19 protein-coding genes are annotated in these 23,892 nt (G+C 70.8%); 15 read left to right on the top strand and 4 right to left on the bottom strand.

Annotation, left to right across the window (positions count from 1 at the left end; translation table 11 throughout):
• Window positions 1-31: 31 nt before the first annotated feature.
• Window positions 32-949, top strand: coding sequence for a helix-turn-helix domain-containing protein (locus AC1DVI_RS07830; protein WP_476957461.1), 918 nt, complete (start codon window positions 32-34; stop codon window positions 947-949).
• A 13-nt stretch (window positions 950-962) separates the two neighbouring features.
• Here the strand turns inward: AC1DVI_RS07830 and AC1DVI_RS07825 are convergent, their stop codons facing one another.
• The 4 genes from AC1DVI_RS07825 to AC1DVI_RS07810 all read right to left on the bottom strand — a co-directional run bounded on the left by AC1DVI_RS07825 (window position 963) and on the right by AC1DVI_RS07810 (window position 5,186).
• Window positions 963-1,883 (bottom strand): NAD(P)-dependent oxidoreductase, encoded by a 921-nt coding sequence (locus tag AC1DVI_RS07825; RefSeq protein ID WP_476957460.1) that lies wholly within the window; start codon window positions 1,881-1,883, stop codon window positions 963-965.
• A 146-nt stretch (window positions 1,884-2,029) separates the two neighbouring features.
• Entirely contained in the window at window positions 2,030-3,256 is a 1,227-nt protein-coding gene (locus AC1DVI_RS07820; RefSeq protein WP_476957459.1) for a LysR family transcriptional regulator, read from the bottom strand.
• Window positions 3,257-3,369: 113 nt separating this feature from the next.
• Window positions 3,370-4,308, bottom strand: coding sequence for a hypothetical protein (locus AC1DVI_RS07815; protein ID WP_476957458.1), 939 nt, complete (start codon window positions 4,306-4,308; stop codon window positions 3,370-3,372).
• A gap of 281 nt (window positions 4,309-4,589) precedes the next feature.
• Complete coding sequence (locus AC1DVI_RS07810; protein WP_476957457.1) at window positions 4,590-5,186, bottom strand: TetR/AcrR family transcriptional regulator; 597 nt, start codon at window positions 5,184-5,186, stop codon at window positions 4,590-4,592.
• A gap of 126 nt (window positions 5,187-5,312) precedes the next feature.
• Here AC1DVI_RS07810 and AC1DVI_RS07805 point away from each other — a divergent pair, with 126 nt between their 5' ends.
• The 14 genes from AC1DVI_RS07805 to AC1DVI_RS07740 all read left to right on the top strand — a co-directional run bounded on the left by AC1DVI_RS07805 (window position 5,313) and on the right by AC1DVI_RS07740 (window position 23,521).
• Window positions 5,313-6,068, top strand: coding sequence for an SDR family oxidoreductase (locus AC1DVI_RS07805; protein ID WP_476957456.1), 756 nt, complete (start codon window positions 5,313-5,315; stop codon window positions 6,066-6,068).
• Window positions 6,069-6,096: 28 nt separating this feature from the next.
• Window positions 6,097-7,287 carry an acetyl-CoA C-acyltransferase gene (locus tag AC1DVI_RS07800; RefSeq protein ID WP_476957455.1) on the top strand — a complete coding sequence of 397 codons (1,191 nt, stop codon included), beginning with the start codon at window positions 6,097-6,099 and terminating at the stop codon, window positions 7,285-7,287.
• 28 nt (window positions 7,288-7,315) lie between these two features.
• Window positions 7,316-8,599 carry an MFS transporter gene (locus tag AC1DVI_RS07795; RefSeq protein ID WP_476957454.1) on the top strand — a complete coding sequence of 428 codons (1,284 nt, stop codon included), beginning with the start codon at window positions 7,316-7,318 and terminating at the stop codon, window positions 8,597-8,599.
• Window positions 8,600-8,710: 111 nt separating this feature from the next.
• Entirely contained in the window at window positions 8,711-9,709 is a 999-nt protein-coding gene (locus AC1DVI_RS07790; RefSeq protein WP_476957453.1) for a LysR family transcriptional regulator, read from the top strand.
• A 311-nt stretch (window positions 9,710-10,020) separates the two neighbouring features.
• A complete protein-coding gene (locus AC1DVI_RS07785; protein ID WP_476957452.1) occupies window positions 10,021-10,872 on the top strand; it encodes an alpha/beta hydrolase in 852 nt (283 codons plus the stop codon).
• 20 nt (window positions 10,873-10,892) lie between these two features.
• Window positions 10,893-12,074: an efflux RND transporter periplasmic adaptor subunit gene (locus AC1DVI_RS07780; RefSeq protein WP_476957451.1), complete on the top strand. Its 1,182-nt coding sequence runs from the start codon at window positions 10,893-10,895 to the stop codon at window positions 12,072-12,074.
• A gap of 92 nt (window positions 12,075-12,166) precedes the next feature.
• A complete protein-coding gene (locus AC1DVI_RS07775; protein ID WP_476957450.1) occupies window positions 12,167-15,352 on the top strand; it encodes an efflux RND transporter permease subunit in 3,186 nt (1,061 codons plus the stop codon).
• 189 nt (window positions 15,353-15,541) lie between these two features.
• Window positions 15,542-15,997, top strand: coding sequence for a hemerythrin domain-containing protein (locus AC1DVI_RS07770; RefSeq protein ID WP_454019669.1), 456 nt, complete (start codon window positions 15,542-15,544; stop codon window positions 15,995-15,997).
• 11 nt (window positions 15,998-16,008) lie between these two features.
• Entirely contained in the window at window positions 16,009-17,001 is a 993-nt protein-coding gene (locus AC1DVI_RS07765; RefSeq protein ID WP_476957449.1) for an ABC transporter substrate-binding protein, read from the top strand.
• Between the two features lie 8 nt (window positions 17,002-17,009).
• Window positions 17,010-17,834 carry an ABC transporter permease gene (locus AC1DVI_RS07760; protein ID WP_079285546.1) on the top strand — a complete coding sequence of 275 codons (825 nt, stop codon included), beginning with the start codon at window positions 17,010-17,012 and terminating at the stop codon, window positions 17,832-17,834.
• A 175-nt stretch (window positions 17,835-18,009) separates the two neighbouring features.
• Entirely contained in the window at window positions 18,010-20,295 is a 2,286-nt protein-coding gene (locus tag AC1DVI_RS07755; protein ID WP_476957448.1) for a TonB-dependent receptor family protein, read from the top strand.
• Between the two features lie 27 nt (window positions 20,296-20,322).
• Complete coding sequence (locus AC1DVI_RS07750) at window positions 20,323-21,096, top strand: ATP-binding cassette domain-containing protein (RefSeq protein ID WP_476957447.1); 774 nt, start codon at window positions 20,323-20,325, stop codon at window positions 21,094-21,096.
• Window positions 21,093-22,307 carry an NnrS family protein gene (locus AC1DVI_RS07745; protein WP_476957446.1) on the top strand — a complete coding sequence of 405 codons (1,215 nt, stop codon included), beginning with the start codon at window positions 21,093-21,095 and terminating at the stop codon, window positions 22,305-22,307. The genes AC1DVI_RS07750 and AC1DVI_RS07745 overlap by 4 nt, the downstream gene beginning before the upstream one ends.
• A gap of 38 nt (window positions 22,308-22,345) precedes the next feature.
• Entirely contained in the window at window positions 22,346-23,521 is a 1,176-nt protein-coding gene (locus AC1DVI_RS07740; protein WP_476957445.1) for an NnrS family protein, read from the top strand.
• Window positions 23,522-23,892 lie beyond the last annotated feature (371 nt).

The raw sequence follows: 23,892 nt of genomic DNA, 5'->3' as shown, positions 1-23,892 counted from the left end.
TCCGACAAACGAAGGCGCGGGGGAGGACGGCATGGAGCAGGCGGCGGAGGGGACGGCGCAGACACGCTCCGGCACGGTGCCGCTGTTCGCCCTCTACGGGGAGGAGGCCCGGCTCACCGACGCCGAATTCATCCACATCGAGGACATCGAAAGCCGCAGCCGCCTCTATGATTGGGGCATCGGCTCCCACACCCACCGCGGGCTGTTCCAGCTGGTGGCGGTGCTCGACGGCGGGGCGCGCGTGCAGATCGACGACCGGGTGGCCGACGTCGCGGCGCCCTGCGTGATCGTCGTTCCCCCGGCGGTGGTGCATTCCTTTCAGTTCCAGCCGGGCAGCCACGGCTATGTGCTGACGGTGGCCGAGGTGATGCTGTTCAACGGGGCGAGCGCGCAGAGCCGGCCGCTGTTCGAGGCGCTGTTCCTGCGCCCCTGCCTGATCGATTTCACCGACGCCCCGGCGGCGGCGGAGCGCGTCTCAACGCTGCTCGATCAATTGATGACGGAGTTCCGCTGGCCGCAGCTCGGCCGGTCGGCGATGTGCGAGTGGCTGCTGCGCGGCGTCCTGCTGCTTCTGGAGCGCCAGCGCGCGGCGGCGGCGGGCGCCGACCCGGCGGAGCGCGTGCGCACCGAGCTGTTCGCCCGCTTCCGCGCGCTGGTCGAGGACCATTTCACCGAGCATTGGACGATCCCGCGCTACGCGGACGCGCTGGGGATCACGGAATCGCGGCTGAATCGCCTGTGCCGGCATCTCGCCGGCCGCTCCGCCTTCGAGGTGGTGCAGGACCGCCTGCTGCTCGAAGCGAAGCGCCGTCTGGTTTACATCGCCGCACCGGTGGCGATGATCGCCTATGAGCTGGGCTTCCAGGACCCCGGCTACTTCAACCGCGTCTTCAAGAGGCTGACCGGGAAGACGCCCGCCGCCTTCCGGCGCGCGGCGCGCACCGAATAGCGCGGGCCGTACGTCACTGGTCCGCCGTGTCAAGCCGCGCCAGAATGGCGTCGGCGAGCGCCCGGTAATCGCCCTCCCCGATGGCGCGGGCGTCCAGTTTGAGGTCGCCGACGCGCTGCTGCCAGTCGACGGCGGCGCGGGCCATGCCGCCGGCCAAACCCAGTTCATCGACGGTGCGCGCGACCTCGCGCATCTCGGCGGCGCGACGGACGCCGTGGGTCATGACGCGCTCCTGCATGTAGGCGGCGCGTTCCTTGAAGCCGAAACCGGGATAGGTGACGTCCAGGGACTCCAGCACCACCCCGTCCACCCCGGCCTTGCGCCCGGCCAGCACGCATTCGAGGAACAGTGCCTCCAGCCCCTTCATCATGACGCTGCGGATCATCTTGATCGAAGAGGCGGTGCCGACCGGACCCGGCGCCTCCCTGGCATCCATCTCCAGGGCCGACAGGGCGGCCAGGGCCTCGGCGGCGTGCGGGCCGGCGACCAGCAGCGGGGTCTTGTGGAGCTTCGGATGGACCGGCGCCATCACCGCCAGATCGACGTAGCGCCCGCCCGCCGCCTCGACCGCCTGCGCCGACTCCCGCTTGGTGCCGGGCGCGCAGGAGTTGCCGTCGAAGAACAGCGCGCCGGGCGTGAGATGGGCGGCGGCGTTGCGGGCGGCGGCCTGCGCCTGATCGGCGGTGACCAGCGAGAAGACCAGCGCGGCCCCGTACAGGGCGTCCTCGACCCGCTCGGCGCCGGTGACGCCGGCCGCCACGTAGTCGGCCCATTTGCGGGCGCGCACCACCGCGTCGGCGGACCCGGTCTTGACGTCGAAGGCGGCGACCGTGTCGGCCAGCCCGGCGCCCCGCCAGCCGGAGCGGAAGGCCGACGCCGCCTCCCCGAAACCGATGAAGGCCACCTTGGCCGTCCGCCGATCCTGCACCGTCATCGCCGCCTCCGCCCGTCCGTGCGCTGGGAGCCCATCTCCCCTCCAATGGGCATGGCTAGCACGCCGGCGCCCTGCCGGCGTCATTCAATGACGGACCGTTCTATCCAATTTTCGAATAGCGCTTCGTCGGTGTTTTGAATGGTCCTTTACGGGCGGGGAACCGGCGAGACGGCCTGCGTCCCGGCCGCGCGCAGCAGGTCGAGGAAATGCGCCTGCGTCGCGGTCGGACGCCAGCCCCGGCGCACGGTGAGGCCGATGGTGCGCTCGGTGTTGGCCAGTTCCACAGGCAGGATGACCAGCAGCCCCAGCTCATGCTCATGCCGGATCTGGTGCGCCGAAATCAGCGTCAGCCGGTCGCTGCCCAGCAGCAGGCCGCGCACCAGAATCTGGGAACTGGTCTCGACCAGCCCACGCGGCGGGGCGTCGGCGAACAGCGCCTCGAACCGGTCGCGCGTCGGCGTGCCGCGGCGCGGGACCACCCATTGGCACCCCGCCAGTTCCTCCAGCGTCAGCCTGGGCCGGCGGGACAACGGATGGAAGGCGCGCGCGACCACGACCAGCGGGTCCTCGAACAAGGGTTCCTGCACGACGTCGTCGATGGGCAGCGGGTCGCGCAGCGCGCCGATCAGCACGTCGATCTCACCGTGGCGCAGCCCGTGCAGCAGGTCGTCGTAGGGGCCGTCGAGAACGTCGAACTGGACGTCCGGACGCTCGCGCACCAGCGCGTTGACGGCGGTCGGCAGGATGAAGGGGCGCGACAGCGGCATGCTGCCCACGACGATGCGGGCGGTGTCGCCGCCCAGCCCCTCGCCGACCTCCGCGAAGCCCTGCTCCAGCTCGGTGATCGCCAGTTTCACATGCTGGACCAGCGCCTTGGCGGCGGGGGTCAGCGCAATGCCGGCGGCGGTCCGCGTGAACAGCGGCATGCCCGACAGCCGTTCCAGATCGCGGGCGGCGCGGTGCAAGGTCGGTTGCGAGATGCCGACGGTGCGCGCCGCGAGGCTGAAGTTTCCGGCGTCGGCGACCGCAGCCAGCGCGCGGATCTGCGCCGCGGTCAGAAGCTGGTCGAAGTCGGCGACGCCGCGCAGGCCACCCTTGCGCCCGCCGATGCGGACCGCCTCACGCGTGCCGGTGCGCAGGCGGTCCAGCGCGCGCTCCACGCGGTCGAGGAACAGCACGCCCATGGCGGACACCGCCATGCCGTCCGGCCGCCGCTCGAACAGGGGGGTGCCGACCTCCTCCTCCAGCTTGGCGATGGCCTGGGTGATGGCGGGCTGGGACAGATGCACATGCTCCGCCGCCTGACTGATGCTGCCGCGCCGCGCCACCTCGCGGAAGGCCCTCAAATGCCGGATGTTGGGAATGCCGTTCATCGGACCGTCCTGCTCCACAGCACCGCTGCCGGAGCGGCCATAGCAAAACTCAATAGCTCCAGCTTACCGTCGGGGCACCACTCCGTAAAGAGGCCGGGCCGTGGGGCGTGTTGTTACACCGCCGCCGCGCGCTTGACCGCCTCGATCATCCCCTGAAAGCTCTGGGGCGAACGGTACGGCCCCTGCGGATCGGCCGCCTGGGCGAAACCGGCGCGGAGCCGGTCCCAGTTGGGCGTCGGGCACATCTCCTCGAACCAGGGGCCATGCTTCCGCCACGGGGCGAGCGCCGCCGCGACGTCGGCCGGCAAAACGCGTCCGCCGTCGCGCTCCTGCTCCAGGAAGGCCAGGGCCGACCGGCAGCCGCCGGCCAGATTTTCGGCGAAGACCCCGAGGCTGTCCGGGTGCAGGTGGGGACGCCCGTCCGGGCCGATGTGGAGGATGGGAAAGACCGGCGCCAGCCGCGGGAACAGGGTGTTCGCCCAGAGTGTGCCGCCCCAGTAAACCTGGGCGATCCGGGCAAAGTGGGCCACCTCGACGACGGGTTCGAGTCCGCTGGCCTCCAGAGGCAGGATCTCGACCTTGGGTTTGGTGACGGTCACGGTGTCGTTGGCCGCGTCGACGTACAGGGAGCCGACCTGCATGGCGTTCTGGAAATAGCTGCCGCGCAGCGCCCCCCAGATCGGGGACAGGCGGCCGCCCTCGCGGACGAAAGCCGCCAGAGCCTGCGTGACCGGCGTGTCCGGCGCGGCGATCCGCCGGCGCAGCCGCTCGAAGACGGCGGCGCTGATCTCGCGGCAAAAGCCCTTGGGGTAAGGGTTGCGGCGCTTTGGGAAGGTCAGCCGGCCCTCGTCCCGATCCCGATCGACGCCGTGGCGCAGTTCCAGCATTAGCGCTTCCAGGGCGGGAAGATGGGGGCCGAGCCACCGCTCCGTCAGGGCGCGCATCCGCTCGTCGGGCGGCGCCAGGCGATGGTGGTTGCGCCAAAGGCGCAATTGACGGTCCAACGGGGTTTCGGCGCCCATCGGCGGGCGGACAGGAGCAGTGTGGGTCATGGGCGGGCGGTCTCCGGGAAAGCGGCAACCGTCCATCCGGTCCGCAATGCCAACCCGGGCGGAGCGGCGCGCGGCATCCCCGATCTGGTCCTCGCCCAGGCTGATCCCGGACAGGTAACGCCATCGCCGGGCCGGAGGTCAATCTTGCCGAGGCGCCGACCTGTTTCAACCGGCGGCCCTGGCGGGACCGATGGCCCCGGTGACCGTCCGCGAGTTGCCGACCGGCGTCATCACCACAGCGCCTCCGAGCCCTACGGGCTGACCTTCACGCGGGAGAATGCTCACTCCCCGCCGCCTCCGCTGATCCCAAGCTGACGGCGCAGCGACGCCAGAATCGCCGCCGACCGTTCGGGCTCGGTCGGCGCGGTGGCGCGGGCCAGCACCATGCCGCCGACCAGGGCCGACACGATAGCGATGGCGCGGTCACGGCGGCCGGTGGCGCCTTCCCCGTCCCGCTCCGGCAGGCGCTCTTCCACCACCTCGAAGAAGCGCTCGACTCCGGTCCCGAAGCGCTCCTGCACAGCGGGATCCTGGCGCGCCACCTCCCCGGCGAAGGCGGCCATCGGACAGCCGGCGTCCGGTTGGTCGCGGTGCCGTTCGCTCAAGTAGCGCGTCAGGAAGGCGTTGAGCGCCCCCTCCGGCGACGCCTCGTCGGCGGGCAGCCGGGCGAGACTCTCCGCGAATGCGGCCTCGCACGCCTCGGCGGCCAGCGCGTCCTTCGAGGCGAAATGGCCGTAGAAGCCGCCGTGGGTCAGCCCGGCGGCCTTGGTGATCTCCGCCACCCCGACCTTGTCGAACCCGCGCTCGCGGAACAGGCGTCCCGCCGCCTTGACGATGGCGGCGCGGTTCTCCGCCGCCTTTTCCTTGGAAACCTTCACGTCGTCACCTTGTGCATGGCTGCCACGCCTCCATCGCGGGGGCTCATGGCGATATTCATGATGGACGTCATGAATAAGTCCATTCATGATGATCATCATCATAACCCAGCGAGCATGGAGAGGACAATGACGGATATGAGCGGCGGCGTGGCCCTGGTCACCGGCGGCACCTCGGGCATCGGGCGGGCGACCGCGCTGGCCTTCGCCAAGGCGGGCGCCACGGCGATCGTCACCGGGCGGCGCGAGGCGGAGGGGCTGGAGACGGTGGACCTCGTCCGGCAGGCCGGCGGGCGCGCAGTCTTCGTCCAGGCCGACGTCGCCGACGCCGAGGAGGTCGCCGCCCTGTTCGCCCGGATCGAGCGGGATCACGGCCGGCTCGACTACGCCTTCAACAACGCCGGCATCCATTTCGGCCGGACGGTGGCCAACACGACGGAGGCCGACTTCGACCGCATGGTCGCCGTCAACATCAAGGGCGTCTGGCTGTGCCTGAAGCACGAGCTGCCGATCATGCTGCGGCAGGGCAAGGGCGCCATCGTGTCCACCGGCTCCGTGCTGGGCCAGATCGGTCTGGCCGGCAACAGCGTCTATTCCGCCAGCAAGGCGGCGGTCGAGGGCATGACCCGCAGCGTCGCCATCGAGGTGGCCAAGTCCGGTGTGCGCGTCAACGCCGTCTGCCCGGCGATCATCCAGACGCCGATGAGCGCCGGGTCCTTCGGCGGGGAGGAGGCGGTGAACGCGGCGCTCGGCCCGCTGCACCCGGTCGGTCGCGTCGGCCAGCCGCGCGAGGTCGCCGACACCGTGGTCTGGCTGTGCTCCGACGCCGCGTCCTTCATCACCGGCCAGTCGATCAACGTCGACGGCGGGCTGACGGTGCAGTGATCCTCCTCTCATAAGGGAAAGCGCGATCATGGAATCCATCGATCCCGTCGTCATCGTCTCCGCCGCGCGCACCCCGCTCGGCCGTTTCCAGGGGGAGCTGTCGGCGCTGCCCGCCCACGCGCTGGGCGCCCACGCGGTCCGCGCCGCCCTGAGCCGCGCCGGGCTGGCGCCGGAGCGCGTGGACGAGGTGCTGCTCGGCTGCGTGCTGCCCGCCGGCCAGGGGCAGGCGCCGGCCCGGCAGGCGGCGCGCGGCGCCGGTCTGCCCGACGCCACCGGCGCCACCACCGTCAACAAGGTCTGTGGCTCCGGCATGAAGGCGACGATGCTCGCCCACGACCTGATCCGCGCCGGCTCGTCCGACATCGTGGTGGCCGGCGGCATGGAGTCGATGTCCAACGCGCCCTATCTGCTGGCCAAGGCGCGCGGCGGCTACCGCATCGGGCACGACCGCATCCTCGACCACCTGATGCTCGACGGGCTGGAGGACGCCTATGAGGGCGGGCGCCCGATGGGCGATTTCGGCGAGGCGACCGCCGGACTCCACGGCTTCACCCGCGCCGATCAGGACGCCTACGCCGTCGAGACGCTGACCCGCGCCCGCGCCGCCATCGCGAGCGGCGCCTTCGCCGCCGAGATCGCGCCCATCACCCTCGCCGTCAAAGGTGGCGAGCGTACCGTCGCCGACGACGAGAACCCGCTGAAGGTCGCGCCGGAGAAGATCGCCGGCCTGAAGCCGGCCTTCCGCCGCGACGGCACGATCACCGCGGCCAGTTCCTCGGCCAACGCCGATGGGGCGGCGGCCCTGCTGCTCACCCGCCGCTCCCTGGCGGACCGCGAGGGGCTGCCCGTGCTGGCGACCATCCTCGGCCACGCCACCCACAGCCAGGACCCGGCCTGGTTCACCACGGCGCCGATTCCGGCGATCCGCAAACTGCTCGACCGCGTCGGCTGGGGTGTCGGCGACGTCGACCTGTTCGAGATCAACGAGGCCTTCGCGGTCGTCGCCATGGCGGCGCAGCGCGAGCTGGGCATTCCCCGCGACGCGCTGAACGTCAACGGCGGGGCCTGCGCGCTCGGCCATCCCATCGGCGCCACCGGCGCGCGGCTGATCGTGACGCTGCTGCACGCGCTGGCGGCGCGGGGGCTGAAGCGCGGCGTCGCCTCCCTGTGCATCGGCGGCGGCGAGGCCACCGCCATCGCGGTGGAACGGCCCGCCTGACCCCATCTGTCCAACCGGAAGCGCATCCATGCTGTCCTCCCCCGTCGCCGCCGCGCTGGCGCGGCGCAACGTCCATTACGGCTGGGCCGTCGTCGGCGTCACCTTCCTGACCATGCTGGTGTCGGCCGGCGCGGTCGGCGCCCCCGGCGTCCTGCTGCTGCCCCTGCAACGCGAGTTCGGCTGGTCCACCGCCGACATCTCGGTGGCGCTCGCCATCCGCCTGTTGCTGTTCGGCCTGATGGGGCCGTTCGCCGCCGCGCTCATCAACCGCTACGGCGTCAAGCGGATGGTGCTGTCCTCGCTCACTCTGGTCAGCGGCGGGCTGCTGCTGTCGCTCGCCATGCGCGAGGTCTGGCAGCTGATCCTGCTGTGGGGCTTCGTCGTCGGCTTCGGCACCGGCCTGACCGCCATGGTGCTGGGCGCCACCGTGGCGACGCGCTGGTTCAGCCGGCGGCGCGGGCTGGTCGTCGGCCTGCTGACCGCCAGCTCGGCCACCGGGCAGCTCGTCTTCATGCCGCTGCTGTCGATGCTGACCGAGCAGATGGGCTGGCGCGTCGCGCTGGCTCTGCTGTGCGGGCTGCTGTGGGTGGCGGCGCTGGCCGTGCTCGCCCTGATGCGCGACCGTCCGTCCGACCTCGGGCTGGCCGCCTATGGCGAGGAAGGCACTGCGGCCGCCCCGCCGCCCGCCGGATCGGTGGTGGCCGCCGCGCTGGGCGCCCTGCGCGACGCGTCGAGGACGCGGGTCTTCTGGGTGCTGTTCGCCACCTTCTTCATCTGCGGGGCGAGCACCAACGGGCTGATCCAGACTCATCTGATCCCGCTCTGCGTCGATTTCGGCGTGCCGGAGGTGCGGGCCGCCGGCTTGCTGGCGCTGATGGGCATCTTCGACTTCGTCGGCACGGTCGCCTCGGGCTGGTTGTCCGACCGCTACGACAACCGCTGGCTCCTGTTCTGGTATTACGGCCTGCGCGGCCTGTCGCTGCTGTTCCTGCCCTTCTCCGACTTCACGCTCTACGGCCTATCGCTGTTCGCGGTGTTCTACGGGCTGGACTGGATCGCCACCGTGCCGCCGACCGTCCGACTGACCGCCGAACGGTTCGGGCGGGAGCGCGCCAACCTCGTCTTCGGCTGGGTCTTCGCCGGGCACCAGATCGGCGCCGCCTGCGCCGCCTTCGGGGCCGGCTACGCCCGCAGCACGCTGGACAGCTACCTGCCGGCCTTCTTCATCGCCGGGCTGCTCTGCCTGGGCGCCGCGCTGCTGGTTCCGACGCTGGGCCGCGCCCCGGCCGCCAAGCCGGCGCCAGCCACCTGAGGGCTCCCCACCAAAGCCCCATCGACTTCGCGCCGGGCTGTGCTTAGATAGGCGCAACCCGGCCCGCTCCGTTTGTGTGCGGGCTGTACCCACTGCGTCGATGGACCGACCATGGACAAACTGCACGCGATGCGCGTCTTCGTCCGCGTCGTCGAGGTCAACAGCTTCACCAAGGCCGCCGACACGCTGGGCCTGCCGCGCGCCTCGGTGACGACGACCATCCAGAATCTGGAGGCGGCGCTCGGCGTGCGCCTGCTCCAGCGGACGACCCGCAAGCTGAGCCTGACGCTCGACGGCGCCGCCTATCTGGAGGGTGCCACCCGCATCCTCTCCGACCTGGAGGAGATCGAGACCTCCTTCACCAGCGCCCGCAAGACGCCGCGCGGGCGGCTGCGGGTGGACATGCCGGGCTCGGTCGGGCGGCTCATCATCATCCCGACCATCCACGAGTTCCACGCCCGCTACCCCGACATCGAGATCATGATCGGGATGAGCGACCGCCCCATCGACCTGATCCAGGAAGGGGTGGACTGCGTGCTGCGCGTCGGCGACTTGGTGGATTCCAGCCTGATCGCCCGCCGGGTCGGCGCCTTCCGCCCGGTGACCGTCGCCAGCCCGGCCTATCTCGCCCGCCACGGCATCCCCAAGACCATCGAGGAGTTGGAGGGCCACACCGCCGTCAACTACTTCACCCGCACCGGCAAGATGCACGAGATGAGCTTCGAGCGCGACGGCGTCACCCGCGAGGTGAAGCTGAACGGCCCGGTCTCGGTCAACGACGCCGACGCCTACGTCACCTGCGCGCTGGAGGGGCTGGGCATCGGGCAGATCGCCCGCTTCATGGCGCTGCCCCACCTGCGCAGCGGCGCCCTGGTGGAGATCCTCAAGGACTGGCGCCCGGCCCTGATGCCGATCTCCGCGCTCTACCCGCACAACCGCCACCTGTCGCCCAAGGTCCGCGCCTTCGTCGACTGGGTGGCCGAGCGGTTCGAGGGCTGCCCGCTGATGCAGGGCGAGGAGATCGACGGCTACGAGTGCCCGGAGCGGGAGAAGCCCGCGCCGGCCCCCGCCGCCGCGGAGCCGGAGGACGCCTGCCTCTGCGTGATGTGAGTCCTGATCAAGCCCTCTCCCCCCTGGGGAGAGGGTCGGGTGAGGGGGCTGCGTTGCGTGTCATGAACCGGAAACCGATCGCCAAGCCATCGCTCTTTTTCCGCCCTGCTGGGCGTAACACCCCCTCACCGGCCCTTCGGGCCACCCTCTCCCCGGGGAGGAGAGGGTTGAAGTGCCGACATCCCCAAGGTCCTCGATTGTTCATCCGATCCGAATTGTGTTGCCGTTGACCGCGTATTTATTCCGACCGGCCTAACGTCCAAACTCCCTCCTGTTGCAATGCGGGAGGGGTGCTGGGGCACCGTCGGATCATGGGCCGGTCATCGGATCAGTCAAAAACACGCACAGCCGGGGCGGCACCCTGCCCGCTCTCGGTCGATGACCGGACCATCGCCGGCCACGCCCAGGACATCCGGCTGCGACTCTACCGGCCGCTGATCGGGCTGACCGTTCCGGCCCTGCTGTACCTGCACGGCGGCGGCTTCACCTCCGGTTCGCTGGAGGAGGCGGAGACCGCCGCCGCCGCCATCGCCGAGAGCGTGCCGGCGCTGGTCGTCTCGGTCGGCTATTCGCTGGCCCCGGCCCACTGCTTCCCCACCGCCGCCCACGACGCCCACCAGGCCGCCCTGTGGACCCTGGCCGAAGCCCGCGACCTGAACATCGCCAAGGGCGGGCTGGGCGTCGCCGGGCACGACGCGGGCGGTCATGTCGCCGCCTCGCTGACCTTCCTCGCCCGCGACCAGGGCGAGGTGGACATCCGGGCGCAGGCTCTGCTCGGTCCGATGCTGGACCCCAGCCTGACCCGCGCCGGCGACGCCCAGGCTATGCAGTGCGACGTTCCGGCGACCGCCTACGCCCGCTGCTACCGCGCCTATCTGCCCGACGCGGCGCAGCGCCTGCACCCCTACGCCGCACCGCTGGATTCGCGCCGGCTGGCCGGACTGCCGCCGACGCTGATCGTCACCGCGCAGAAGGACGTCCTGCGCATCGAGGCGGAGCAGTACGCCGCCAACCTGATCGGAGCCGGCGTGCCCACCGAGGTCACCCGCTTCCCCGCCATTTCGCACGCCGCCCTGCCGGGCCACCGCCCGGCGCTGCTGGCCGTCGCCGACTTCTTCCGCCGCCGCCTGTCCCCCGCGGACGGCCGCGGCGCCTTCGTTTGACTCCCCAGGAGAGTGGTCCCATGTCGTTGTCTCCTTCGAAGCTTGCCCTCCTTCTCGCCGTCGGCGCCGCGACCGCCGGTGTCGCCGGTGTCGTCACCACCCAGGGCCACGCCGACGCCCCCGCCGCGGCGACCGCCGCCCCGCCGCCCCCCGAGGTGGACGTGGCGCCGGTCGTCGCCCGCAAGATCACCGACTGGCAGTCCTACTCGGGCCGCCTGGAGGCGGTCGACCGGGTGGAGGTGCGCCCGCAGGTGTCGGGCGCCATCACCGCCGTGCATTTCCGCAATGGCGCTTTGGTGAAAAAGGGCGATCCCCTCTTCACCATCGACCCGCGCCCCCACGTCGCCGAGGTGGCAAGGGCCGAGGCCCAGGTCGCCGCCGCGCAGGCCGCGGTGCGCTTCACCGCCGCCGACCTCGACCGCGCCCAGCGGCTGGTCCAGAACAACACCGTCTCGCGCCAGACGCTCGACGAGAAGGAGAACGCCGCCCGCGAGGCCGGCGCCAACCTGAAGGCGGCGCAGGCGGCCCTCGACCTCGCCCGCATCGACCTGGAGCACACCCAGGTGACCGCCCCGATCTCCGGCCGCGTCTCACGCGCCGAGGTGACGGTGGGCAACGTCGTGGCGTCCGGCGCCTCCGCCGCCCCGCTGACGACGCTGGTCTCGGTCTCGCCGATCTACGCCTCCTTCGACGTCGACGAGCAGACCTACCTGCGCCACATCGCCAGCGTGAAGGACGCCGCCGACGTGCCGGTCCAGCTCGGCCTCGCCAACGAGAGCGGCTATTCGCGCGGCGGCACGGTGGAGCATGTGGACAACCGGCTCGATTCCGTGTCCGGCACCATCCGCGTGCGCGCCAAGTTCGACAATCCCGACGGGATGCTGGTCCCCGGCCTCTACGCCCGCGTCAAGGTCGGCGGCAGCACCCCGCACGACGCGCTGATGGTCGAGGACCGCGCCATCAACACCGACCAGGACAAGAAGTTCGTCCTGGTGGTCGGCGGCGACGACACCGTGCAGTACCGCGAAATCGTCCCGGGTGCTGCGCAGAACGGCTTGCGGGTGGTGAAGAGCGGCCTCGCCGCCGGGGAGCGCATCGTCGTCAACGGTGTCCAGCACGCCCGCCCCGGCGCCCGCATCAGCCCGAAGACCGTGGCGATGGGCAAGCCGGCCGACGCCATCGAAACCGCCGCGAACCAGTAACAACCGAACCCCCTGCCCAACCGTCCCCCGCACCGCGGAGGACGGAGGGGGCCTTGCGTCCGAACTCCATGCCGCCCGCTGGGAAGGCCATCATGAACATCTCGAAATTCTTCATCGACCGCCCGATCTTCGCGGGCGTGCTGTCGGTGGCGCTGTTCCTGGCGGGAGCGATCTCGCTGTTCCAGTTGCCCATCTCCGAATACCCGGAGGTCGTCCCGCCGTCGGTCGTCGTGCGCGCCCAGTTCCCGGGCGCCAACCCCAAGGTCATCGCCGAAACGGTCGCCTCTCCGCTGGAGGAGCAGATCAACGGCGTCGAGAACATGCTCTACATGCAGTCGCAGGCCAACAGCGACGGCAACATGGCGCTGACCGTGACCTTCCGGCTGGGCACCGACCCGGACAAGGCGCAGCAGCTCGTGCAGAACCGGGTGGCCCAGGCGCTGCCGCGCCTGCCGTCCGACGTGCAGCGGCTGGGCGTGACGACGGTCAAAAGCTCGCCCACCCTGACCATGGTCGTGCATCTGCTGTCGCCCAACGACCGCTACGACATGACCTACCTGCGCAACTACGCCATCCTGAACGTCAAGGACCGGCTGAGCCGGATCGCCGGCGTCGGCGAGGTGCAGGTGTGGGGGGCCGGCGACTATTCCATGCGCGTCTGGCTCGACCCCAACAAGGTCGCCCAGCGCGGCCTGACCGCGTCCGACGTCGTGGCGGCGATCCGCGAGCAGAACGTCCAGGTCGCGGCGGGCGTCATCGGCGCCTCGCCGTCCCTGCCCGACACGCCCCTGCAGCTCTCGATCAACGCGCAAGGGCGCCTGACGACGCCGGAGGAGTTCGGCGCGATCATCCTGAAGACCGGCGAGCAGGGCGGCGTCACCCTGCTGCGCGACGTCGCCCGCGTCGAGATGGCGGCGGCGCAGTACGGCCTGCGCTCGCTGCTCGACAACAAGCCGGCGGTGGCGCTGGGCATCAACCAGTCGCCGGGGGCCAACGCGCTGGCCATTTCCGACGCCATCCGGGCGACCATGGCCGACCTCAAGGCCGACATGCCGGACGGCGTCGATTACAGCATCGTCTACGACCCGACGCAGTTCGTCCGCTCCAGCATCGACGCGGTGATCCACACGCTGCTGGAGGCGGTCGCCCTGGTCGTGCTGGTGGTCATCGTCTTCCTCCAGACCTGGCGCGCCTCGATCATCCCGCTGCTGGCGGTCCCGGTGTCCATCGTCGGCACCTTCTCGCTGATGCTGGGGCTGGGCTATTCGATCAACGCGCTGTCGCTGTTCGGCATGGTGCTGGCCATCGGCATCGTCGTGGACGACGCCATCGTCGTCGTGGAGAACGTCGAGCGCAACATCGAGAACGGCCTGTCGGCCAAGGAAGCCACCTACCGCGCCATGCAGGAGGTCAGCGGCCCGATCATCGCCATCGCGCTGACGCTGGTCGCTGTCTTCGTGCCGCTGGCGGCCATGAGCGGCCTGACCGGCGAGTTCTACAAGCAGTTCGCGATGACCATCGCGATCTCCACCGTCATCTCCGCCTTCAACTCGCTGACCCTGTCGCCGGCCCTGGCGGCGGTGCTGCTGCGCGGCCACGACCAGCCGCAGGACTGGCTGACCCGCGCGATGAACAAGGTCTTCGGCGGCTTCTTCCGGCTGTTCAACCGGGTCTTCAACCGCGCCTCGACCGGATACGGCCGCGGCGTCGGCGGGGTGGTGCGGCACAAGGGGCTGATGATGCTGGTCTATGTCGGGCTGCTCGGCGTGACCGTGCTGCTCGGCCGCACCGTGCCGATGGGCTTCGTCCCGGCGCAGGACAAGGAATACCTCATCAGCTTCGCCCAGCTTCCCAACGGCGCCTCGCTCGACCGGACGGAGGCGGTGATCCGCGAGATGACCGACATCGCGCTGGCCCGCCCCGGCGTGCAGAGCGCCGTCGCCTTCCCCGGCCTGTCGGTCAACGGCTTCACCAACAGCTCCAGCGCCGGCATCGTCTTCGTCACGCTGAAGCCCTTCGCCGAGCGCAAGGACCCGTCGCTCTCCGCCGCCGCCATCGCCGGCGACCTGCAGAAGCGCTACGCCGGCCTGAAGGAAGCCTTCGTCGCCATCTTCCCGCCGCCCCCGGTGATGGGCCTCGGCACGCTGGGCGGCTTCAAGATGCAGATCGAGGACCGCGGCGCGCTGGGCTACGAGGCGCTGAACGCGGCGGTCGGCTCCTTCCTGAAGAAGGCCATGGAAACGCCGGAGCTGGGGCCGGCCTTCTCCAGCTACCAGATCAACGTCCCGCAACTCGACGTCGATCTCGACCGCGTGAAGGCCAAGCAGCAGGGCGTGCCCATCGGCGAGGTGTTCGACACCATGCAGATCTATCTGGGCTCGCTCTATGTGAACGACTTCAACAGCTTCGGCCGCGTCTACCAGGTCCGGGTCCAGGCCGACGCGCCCTTCCGCGCCGAATCCGCCGACATCGGCCTGCTGAAGACGCGCAACGCCCAGGGCGACATGGTGCCGCTCTCCTCGCTGGTCACCGTCAAGCAGAGCTACGGGCCGGAGATGGTCGTGCGCTACAACGGCTACACCGCCGCCGACATCAATGGCGGCCCGGCCCCCGGCTATTCGTCGGGCCAGGCGCAGGCGGCGGCGGAGCGCATCGCCCAGGAGACCCTGCCGCGCGGCGTGCGGTTCGAATGGACCGACCTGACCTATCAGGAGATCCTGGCCGGCAACGCGGCGCTGTGGATCTTCCCCATCAGCATCCTGCTCGTCTTCCTGGTGCTGGCCGCCCAGTACGAGAGCCTGACCCTGCCGCTGGCCATCCTGCTGATCGTCCCGATGAGCCTGATGTCGGCGCTGGCCGGGGTGTGGCTGACGGGGGGCGACAACAACATCTTCACGCAGATCGGCTTCATGGTGCTGGTTGGCCTGTCGGCGAAGAACGCCATCCTGATCGTCGAGTTCGCCCGCGAGCTGGAGCATCAGGGGCGCAGCGTGGTGCAGGCCGCCATCGAGGCCAGCCGGCTGCGGCTGCGCCCCATCCTGATGACCTCCATCGCCTTCATCATGGGCGTGGTGCCGCTGGTCACCTCCACCGGCGCCGGCGCCGAAATGCGCCACGCGATGGGCGTGGCGGTGTTCGCCGGGATGATCGGCGTCACCCTGTTCGGCCTGATGCTGACGCCGGTCTTCTACGTCCTGCTGCGCACGATGGTCGGGGCCGGCAAGCCGGCGGCGGTGCCGACCGGTCCGGCGCTCGCCCACGGGCATGGGGACGACTGAGCGCTCCTGAGAGAACCGTCGCCTTAACCGCGGCGGGGRGCCGGGGCCGMGCGCCCCGCYCCCCGCCGCGTCGTTTCTCCGCCGACCCTCCTCCTGCTTGCTCTGGCACAACGAACGGCGACGCTCCCGCCGGCACTCTCACCGTCACGCACCGCCCATTCGCTGGCGGCCCCGGTTGGAGACCTCGTCATGTCCAGTGCAGCCATCAGCACCACCCTGTACCGCCATCACCACGCCACCGTGGGACAGCTCGTCGACCGGATCGACTCCCTGCTGGCGGCACCGTCCCCGGTGGCGAACGCCGCCGCTCTCGCCACGGCGGTCCGCGACCTGTTCGGCGTGTTCACCGTCCACCTGTCGCTGGAGGACAGCGCGCTCTACCCGCGCCTGCTGGCCCACCCGACCCCGGCGCTGCGGGCGACGGCGGCGCGCTTCCAGGCCGAAATGGGCAGCCTGCGCGCACGCTTCGACCGCTACCGGGCAAGCTGGCCCGGCCCGCTGGCCGTGTCCAAGGATCCGGAAACCTTCGTCCGCGAGACGCGGGAGGTCGTGACCGCCCTGAAGCATCGCATCGCCCGCGAGGATCTGGAGCTGTACGACGTGATCGACCGCGCCGGCCTCGCCGACAAGACGGCGAACCGCTGAGGACGCGTCCGATGATCCGCCCGAACCGCCGCGTCGCGCTGGCGGGGCTCGCCGCCCTGCTGGCCGCTCCCGCCCTCCGCCGCCCCGCGGCGGCCGCCACGCCCCCCCTGCCGCAACTGACCCTGTGGGGACCGCCCGCAGGCCCGTCAATCACGCTGGTCCACGCCATCGCCTCCGGCCTGCTCCGCCCGGTCGCCGACAAGGTGGTGTTCAAGGCGTGGCGCACCCCGGACGAGCTGCGCGCCGGGATGACCTCCGGCACCATGCAGACCTTCGTGCTGCCGACCCAGTCCGCCGCCAACCTGTTCAACAAGGGCCTCGGCGTCCGGCTGGTCAACGTGATGACCAACGGGCTGCTGTATCTGCTGTCCACCGATCCGTCGCTGACCTCGGTGGCCGCGCTGAAGGGCCGGAGCGTCGCGATCCCCTTCCGCAACGACACGCCGGAATACGTGTTCCGGCGCCTCCTGGCGGGGGAGCGGCTGACCGCCGACGGCGATGTCGCCCTTCAATTCACCGGCACGCCGATGGAAGCGATCCAGCTTCTCGTCACCGGGCGGGCCGACACCGCCCTGCTGCCCGAGCCGGCGGCCTCCGCCGCCATCCTTCGCGCCGGGATGGCCGGCAAGACGGTGACTCGGGTCCTCGACATCCAGCAGGCCTGGGGCGCCGCCACCGGGTTGGCGACCGTGCTGCCGCAGGCCGGCCTCGGCGTCTCCGGCGCCTTCCTGGCGGAGCACCCCGCCGCTGTCGAGGCTCTGCACGGCGCGCTGGTCAAGGCCACCGCTTCGGTCAACGCCGACCCGGCGCGGGCCGCCMGCGACGCCGCGGCGCCGCTCGGCCTGCCCTGGCCGGTCATCGAGCAGGCGATCCCCCATTCCAATCTGGTCGCCCAGCGCGCCAGCGCCGTTCGCGAACCGATGGAGGCCGTCTTCCGCGCCCTGGCGGAGTTCGACCCCAAGATCATCGGCGGTGCGCTGCCTGCGGCGGACTTTTATTTGTGAGGCGCGGCATGACGACGGCGCGCGCCGACGCGGTTCTCGACCGGCTGGGCCGGGTCGGGCAGTTTCTGTGGTCGGGCTGGGCCGGGCTGGCCGGGCTGGCCTTGTTCGCCGCGCTCTGGCAGGCGGGGCATGAGCGCTACGGCGACTTCATCCTGCCCGCCCCGCTGGCGACGCTGGCCGCCGGACTGACCATCGCCGCCGATCCCGCCGCCTGGGAACTGGCCGGTCAGACCACGCTGCGCGCGGTCGAGGGCTTCGCGCTCGCCGCCCTTGCCGGCGCCGCGGGCGGGCTGGCCGCTGGCTATTCGCCGGCGACGATGCGGCTGGCCCGCCCCATCCTGACCGTCCTGCTGGGGGTTCCGCCCATCGCCTGGATCGTGCTGGCGATGATCTGGTTCGGCTCCACCGATGGGACCATCATCACGACGGTGCTGGTCGCCGCCACCCCGGTGGTCTTCGTCGGCGTGGCCGAAGGCGCCGTCACCCGCGACCGCGGGCTGGACGACATGGCACGCGCCTTCGGCGCCGGCCCGCTCGCCCGGCTGACCACGCTCGGGCTGCGCCATGTCGCCGCCTTCCTGTTCCCGGCGCTGACCGTGGCGCTGGGGTCCGCCTTCAAGGTAGCGGTAATGGCCGAGCTTCTCGCCAACACCGGTGGCATCGGCGGTGCGCTGGCCGCCGCCCGCGCCAACCTCGATGTCGCCGAGGCGCTGGCCTGGGTGCTGATCGCGGTGACCGGGCTGATCGTCGTCGAATACACGCTGGTCCACCCCATCCGGTCCGAGTTTGAACGCTGGCGCAACGCCGCGCGCCCCTGGGGCGTCAAGCGCTGACCTTCAAAACAGGCGGCGGCGGAAAAATCGAGACGGAAAAATCGACCGTGCACACTGCTTTTCCGCCTCGAACTTGACCGCGGACAAACAGCCCGCCCGAAAGGCCGATAAAATGCGAACGACAATCATTTGCATTTAAGTCCGAGACATCGGCTTTTCCGGGGAAACCAGCACCATGACGACACGGGGACAGGCCGGCCAAGCGGCGTTCCGAACCGCGCGAGCGGACACCGCCACCCGCGCGCCCATTCTTCTGGCCGGACTGGCCCTGGCCTCGCTGGGCGCCGCGGCCTCGCCGCCGGCCCACGCGCAGTCGGCGGCACCGGGCGCCGCCGTCGTCCTCTCCCCCGTCATGGTCGAGGGACAGGCCGACAACGCCGAGGCGACCGCCCGCCGCCGTCTGGAGGCGATCCCCGGCGGCACCGCCCTGGTGGCGGAGGAGGATCTGGCCGGCAAGGCGAACGTCACGGTGTCCGACGCGCTGTCCGGAGTGCCCGGCGTCGTGGTGCAGAACTTCTTCGGCGGCAATGACCAGCCGCGCATCCAGATCCGCGGTTCCGGGCTTCAGCAGAATCCGGTGGAGCGCGGCATCCTGGCCCTGCAGAACGGCCTGCCGCTGAACCGGGCCGACGGCTCCTACATCGTCGGGCTGGCCAACCCGCGCCAGGCGGAGTTCACCGAGATCTACCGCGGCTACACCGCCAACCGGCTGGGCGCCAGCATGCTGGGCGGGGCGATCAACTTTATCTCCCCCACCGGCTCCTCCGCGCCGGGCTACCGGCTGGGCGTCGAGGGCGGAAGCTTCGGCCAGTTCAACACCGCCTTGCAGGCCGGCGGCAGCGCCGGAAAGCTCGACGGGCTGATCCAGGTCCAGCGCAGCCAGCGCGACGGCTACCGCGACTACAACCGCTCCGAGCGCACCGGCTTCGACGCCAACGCGGGCGCCGTGCTGTCCGACACCGTCACCACCCGCTTCTTCGCCGGCTACACCGACCTGTCCTTCGACGTGGCCGGCCCGCTGACCCGCCAGCTTCTGGAATCGAACCCCAAGGCGGTCTACACCGGCCCCCGCGTGGTCAACGGTGTCGCCACCAACCCAGGACCGAACGTCGTCCGCGACCGGCCCGAGCGCGAGGCCAAGCAGTTCCGCGTCGGCAACCGGACGACGGCGACCTTCGGGGCGCACCTGCTGGACGTGGCGCTGGGCTACACCCACACCGACGACACGTTCCGCTTCCCGATCTCCTCCGGCATCCGCAAGACGGAGGGCGGCGACGTCACCGCCGTCGCGCGCTACGCCTACAGCCCCGACGCGAGCCAGCCCCTGCCGCTGTTCGAGACGACCCTGCGCTACGTCGTCGGCTCGGCGGACCGCGAGGATTACCTGAACAACGCCGGCAGCCAGGGCGCCCTGTTCGGACGCAGCACAATGGACGCCTCCACCCTGGCGCTCCACGGCGGCCTGAACCTGCCGCTGGGCAACGCGGTCACCCTGTCCCCGGCACTCACCGTCACCCACGCCACGCGCGAGAACGACGACACCTTCGGCGCGGCGCGGCGGCCGACCATCGCCTTCAACCCGGCCAACCCGCGGGTGGCGCTGCCCGCCGGTTCGATCCCCGCCGGCGACACCAGCTACGACCGCAGCTACACCGGATTCAGCCCGAGCCTCGGCCTGACCTGGAAGCCGCTGGAGGACCACACCCTCTACGCCGCCGTCAGCCGCAGCTTCGAGCCGCCGACCCACGACGATCTGATCGCCACCGTCAACGGCACGCCGAACAGCAGCGCCGGTCGCCCGAACCCGGCCCAGCCCGGACTCGTCTCCACCGCCTACCGCACGCCGGACCTCAAGGCGCAGACGGCGACCACCGTCGAGGCGGGCTGGCGCGGCCGTTTCGGGCTCGTCGCGGTCGATGCCGGGACCTATTACTCCTGGGTCAAGAACGAGCTGCTGAGCCTGCGCGACGCCACCGGGGCCTCGCTCGGCGCGGTGAACGCCGACCGGACACGGCATTTCGGCGTCGATCTCGGGCTGTCGGCCTTCCTCACCGACCGGCTGAGCGGCCGGATCGCCTACACCTTCCAGGATTTCCGGTTCCAGGACGATCCGGTGCGCGGCGACAACCGGCTGGCCGGCGCGCCGCGCCACGTCATCAACGCCTCGGCGCGCTACGACATCACGACGGCGCTGTCGGTGGGGGCGGAGGTGGACTGGTATCCCGGCAAGACCCCCGTGGACAACATGAACAGCGTCTACACGGACGGCTACGCCACCGTCGATCTGCGCAGCACCTACGCCATCAACCAGCATGTCAGCGTCTATGGCGAGGCGCGCAACATCTTCGACGCGACCTACGCCTCCTCGACCCTGATCGTCGATCAGGCGTCGCCCACCCAGGCGGTCTATCTGCCGGGCGACGGCCGGGCCTTCTACGCCGGCCTGAAGGTCAGCTTCTGACATCCGACATCTGAAAGGCATCCTGCCATGACCCGCGAAACGACGGGCACCGCCCCCTCCCTGACGCTGTCCAGCATCGGCCACGCCTATCTCGGCCGCACGGTGCTCGACGCCGTGGACCTGTCGCTGGCGGCGGGCGAGGTGGCGGCGCTCGTCGGTCCCTCGGGCTGCGGCAAGAGCACTCTGGCGCACATCGCCGCCGGGGTGGTCGAGCCGTCGCGGGGCCGCGTCGCGCGGCGCTACCGCCGCCACGGCATGGTGTTCCAGGACCCGCGCCTGCTACCCTGGGCGACGGCGCGGGCCAACATCGCCTACCCGCTGCGCCTGCTCGGCCTGCCTCGCCGCGAACGGCGGGAGCGGGCGGAGGAGGCCGCGCGTCGGGTGGCGCTCGACCGCTCCGACCTCGACAAGTTTCCCATCGAGCTGTCGGGGGGCATGCGCCAGCGCGCCGCCATCGCGCGGGCGCTGGCGATCGACCCCGACTTCGTCTATTTCGACGAGCCCTTCACCGCGCTCGACGTCGCCCTGAAGCGCCGCATGCAGGATCTGGTGATCGAGGCGGCGCGCGGGGCGCGGTTCGGCGCCCTGTTCATCACCCACGACCTGATGGAGGCGGTGCGCATCGCCCACCGCGTCGTGGTGATGGACGCCCAGGGGCGTGGCATCGCCGGGACGCGCGCCGTTCCCGGCGAACCGGGTGGGCGCGACGACGGCACCGTCTACCGGCTGGTCGCCGGATTCCTGTCCGACGACCCGCTGTTCCGCCACATCCACGACATCGACGAAAGGCGGACTCCGTGACGGATACGATCCGAACCGCCCCCGCGCCGACCCTCGCCGGCATCCTCGGCGACGAGGGGCTGCGGCTGTTCTTCCCGCTCTCGGCCCTGCACGCCGCTCTGTGGCCGCTGCTGTGGGCGGTGGTCAATGGTTTCGCCCTGCCCTTCGACGGCGCGATCCCGCCGGGGCTGTGGCACGCGCACGAGATGCTGTTCGGCTCCTTCGGCGCGGCGGTGATCGGCTTCATCACCACGGCCATCCCGGAATGGACCGACAGCCGGCGGCTTCGGGGGCGCGCCCTCTTCGTGCTGGCGGCGCTGTGGGGGATCGGGCGGGTCGCCGGGTTGCTCGGTGCCGACGGGGCGGCCGTCGTCGCCGCAATCGCCGACACGGCGTGGCTCGCCGCCCTGCCCGTCTATGTCGCGGCGGTGTCCTGGCGCAAGCGCACGAGCCGGCTGATCGGCGTTCTGCTCTGGCTGAACGCGCTCGCAGTGTCGGGTGCCGTGGTCCACGTCGCGTTTGTCATCGGTGACGTGGAGTGGGCGCAGGCCGGGCTGCACGCCGCCGGTCTGGTGCTGCTCGGGCTGTTGGGCCTCGTTCTGGCGCGCATTTCGGTGCCCGTCACGAATCTCGTCCTCGACCCCAGCCAGGGCAGTTCGCCCTACCGGCCCCATCCAGGACGCCTCAATCTGGCGCCCGGTCTGGTTGCCATTGCCCTGACCGGGGAGGTCGCCGGGCTGTCGCCCGCGGTGAGCGCCTATCTCTTCATCGCCGCGGGGGCCGCCTTTCTCGACCGGGTCGCCGAATCCTTCATCGGACGCACTGTCTTCCGCGCGGAGATCCTCGCCCTGGCCGGGTCGAGCCTGATGGCTGGCGCCGGTCTGCTGCTGATTGGCGCTTCCCGGCTGGGGGCTGGATTCGCCGAAACGCCGGCGCTGCACGTGGCGCTGATGGGCGGGCTGGGCCTCGGCGTGCTGGCGGTCTTCGCCATCGCCGGGCTGTTCCACACCGGCCGGACCTTTCCCCTTCCAGCGGCGGCACGTCTGGCCATTGCGTTGCTGATCGGGGCCGTAGCGTTGCGGGTCCTGCCGGAACTGGGCCCTCTGCCGGTGCCGCCCGGACCGCCCCACGCTCTGGCGGCGTTGCTCTGGGCGGCGGCCTTCCTGCTCTGGCTCAAGGTCTATTGGCCCTTCCTGTCGCGGCCCCGCGTAGAGGAGGCGGAGGTGTGTTGATCTCCGGCGAGACTGGCAAACCCCACTGGCGCCCCCCGATGAAAACCGCCCTCCATACCCGTGCCGGCTGCGACTCCTTCCTCCTGTTCGCGGCACTCTGCGCCGCGACGCTGGTCGCCGTCTGGGTGCCATGGTTCCTCGGCCTCATCGGCCTGGAAATGGCGTTCTCCCCTTCCTCCTGGCACGCGCACGAACTGCTGTTCGGCTTCATGCCGTTCATTGTCGGCAGCGTCCTGTTGACGGCTGTAGGGAACCGGACCGTGCGTCGGCCCTTAGCCGCCTGGCCGTTGGCCGCGCTGATCGCCGTCTGGATCGTCGGGCGGCTGGGCGTGGCCGGATCGGCGGCGCTGGAGCCGCTGACCGTCGCACTGCTTGCCCTGCTGTTCCCGGCGGCCCTCATACCCGTGGCCGGACGGAAATTCCTTTTGACGAAAAACGGCCGCAACTTGACGATCCTCACCGTCCTTGCCGCCCTAGTCGGCGCGCAGAGCCTGTTCCATTGGGAGCTGTGGCGCTTCGGGCGAAGTGTCCACGGCACGAGCCTCGCTGTGGCAGCGCTCCTGACCTGGACCATGCTGGGGGGCGGGATCATACCGGACGGCGGGGGGATCACCCCGAGCCTCGCCGGAAAGTGGCGGACGGCGCGCGGCAATCCCCTTCGGCACGTACGCTCCACCCTTCTCAACAGGGTGGCGATGGGGCTCGGGCTGCTGGCTCTCGCAACCTGGATCTTGCGGGAAGATGGTGTCTTGGACGAACGTCTCACCGGCGCCTTGCTGCTGGCCGCCGGATTCACGCAGACGGCGCGGCTCGCACGGTGGCGACCGCACCGCGCGCCGTCCGGGCTGCCCGTGTTCGTCCTGCACGTTGCTCGCACCTTCATCCCGGCCGGGTTTTTGCTGGCGGCCTGGGCCTCTCTGGGCGGCGACACCGCCTTCAACGCTGCGGCAATCCACGCCTGGACCATGGGCGCCGTCGGCGGCATGACGCTGTCGGTGATGATGGCGCAGTCCACTCTGGCCCATAACAAGCATGCGCTCACCACCTCCCGGCTGTCGACCGGCATCCACCTCGCCGTGGCAGCGGCAGCCTGCGCACGTATCGCGGCCTCACTCGACCCGCAGCACACGATGTTGCTGATTCCGCTGGCGGGTGTCTTGTGGATCGCCGCTTTCCTAATGCTCGCTCTGGTCTATGGGCGGAAATCCGCATGATGTCTGGACGGGGTTGGGCGGTCATGGAGGCGGGCGTCAGATGGCGCGGCCTTCGAACCACCGGTGCCGTGCTCCCACAGAGCGGGAGCGGGAACGCGAGGCGCAGTGCGTAGAGCGGCCGCTCGTCGGCGGACGCCTCCCGCGCTCGGGCCGCGGCCAGCGCCTCATGCAGGTCGCGCGGGTGCGGTCGAAGCTGGCGCCCCGCGCCGACCTCGGTTGCCTTAGGGTCTGTTGACATTCATGTGGCGAAGGGGGGTTCCCGCGGCTTGCGAAACCTGATTCAAGGCTGCCGAGCAGGAGGTGGCCTTGGACCGATTGGTGCTGCAGGATGATCAATGGGAGCGGATCGCACCGCTTTTGCCGGGAAAAGC

The organism is Azospirillum sp. P4_B5, assembly GCF_056402275.1.
Note: the sequence above shows the minus strand (reverse complement) of the source record. Positions and strands in the feature narration are given on the sequence as shown.

Bases quoted from the DNA above. Each gene is read 5' to 3' on its own strand.
- AC1DVI_RS07800 (WP_476957455.1), top strand. From the start codon at position 6,097: ATGGAATCCATCGATCCCGTCGTCATCGTCTCCGCCGCGCGCACCCCG.
- AC1DVI_RS07740 (WP_476957445.1), top strand. From the start codon at position 22,346: ATGAAAACCGCCCTCCATACCCGTGCCGGCTGCGACTCCTTCCTCCTG.
- AC1DVI_RS07755 (WP_476957448.1), top strand. From the start codon at position 18,010: ATGACGACACGGGGACAGGCCGGCCAAGCGGCGTTCCGAACCGCGCGA.
- AC1DVI_RS07815 (WP_476957458.1), bottom strand. From the start codon at position 4,308: ATGACCCACACTGCTCCTGTCCGCCCGCCGATGGGCGCCGAAACCCCG.
- AC1DVI_RS07790 (WP_476957453.1), top strand. From the start codon at position 8,711: ATGGACAAACTGCACGCGATGCGCGTCTTCGTCCGCGTCGTCGAGGTC.
- AC1DVI_RS07795 (WP_476957454.1), top strand. From the start codon at position 7,316: ATGCTGTCCTCCCCCGTCGCCGCCGCGCTGGCGCGGCGCAACGTCCAT.
- AC1DVI_RS07770 (WP_454019669.1), top strand. From the start codon at position 15,542: ATGTCCAGTGCAGCCATCAGCACCACCCTGTACCGCCATCACCACGCC.
- AC1DVI_RS07805 (WP_476957456.1), top strand. From the start codon at position 5,313: ATGACGGATATGAGCGGCGGCGTGGCCCTGGTCACCGGCGGCACCTCG.
- AC1DVI_RS07785 (WP_476957452.1), top strand. From the start codon at position 10,021: ATGGGCCGGTCATCGGATCAGTCAAAAACACGCACAGCCGGGGCGGCA.
- AC1DVI_RS07775 (WP_476957450.1), top strand. From the start codon at position 12,167: ATGAACATCTCGAAATTCTTCATCGACCGCCCGATCTTCGCGGGCGTG.
- AC1DVI_RS07820 (WP_476957459.1), bottom strand. From the start codon at position 3,256: ATGAACGGCATTCCCAACATCCGGCATTTGAGGGCCTTCCGCGAGGTG.
- AC1DVI_RS07830 (WP_476957461.1), top strand. From the start codon at position 32: ATGGAGCAGGCGGCGGAGGGGACGGCGCAGACACGCTCCGGCACGGTG.
- AC1DVI_RS07750 (WP_476957447.1), top strand. From the start codon at position 20,323: ATGACCCGCGAAACGACGGGCACCGCCCCCTCCCTGACGCTGTCCAGC.
- AC1DVI_RS07825 (WP_476957460.1), bottom strand. From the start codon at position 1,883: ATGACGGTGCAGGATCGGCGGACGGCCAAGGTGGCCTTCATCGGTTTC.
- AC1DVI_RS07780 (WP_476957451.1), top strand. From the start codon at position 10,893: ATGTCGTTGTCTCCTTCGAAGCTTGCCCTCCTTCTCGCCGTCGGCGCC.
- AC1DVI_RS07760 (WP_079285546.1), top strand. From the start codon at position 17,010: ATGACGACGGCGCGCGCCGACGCGGTTCTCGACCGGCTGGGCCGGGTC.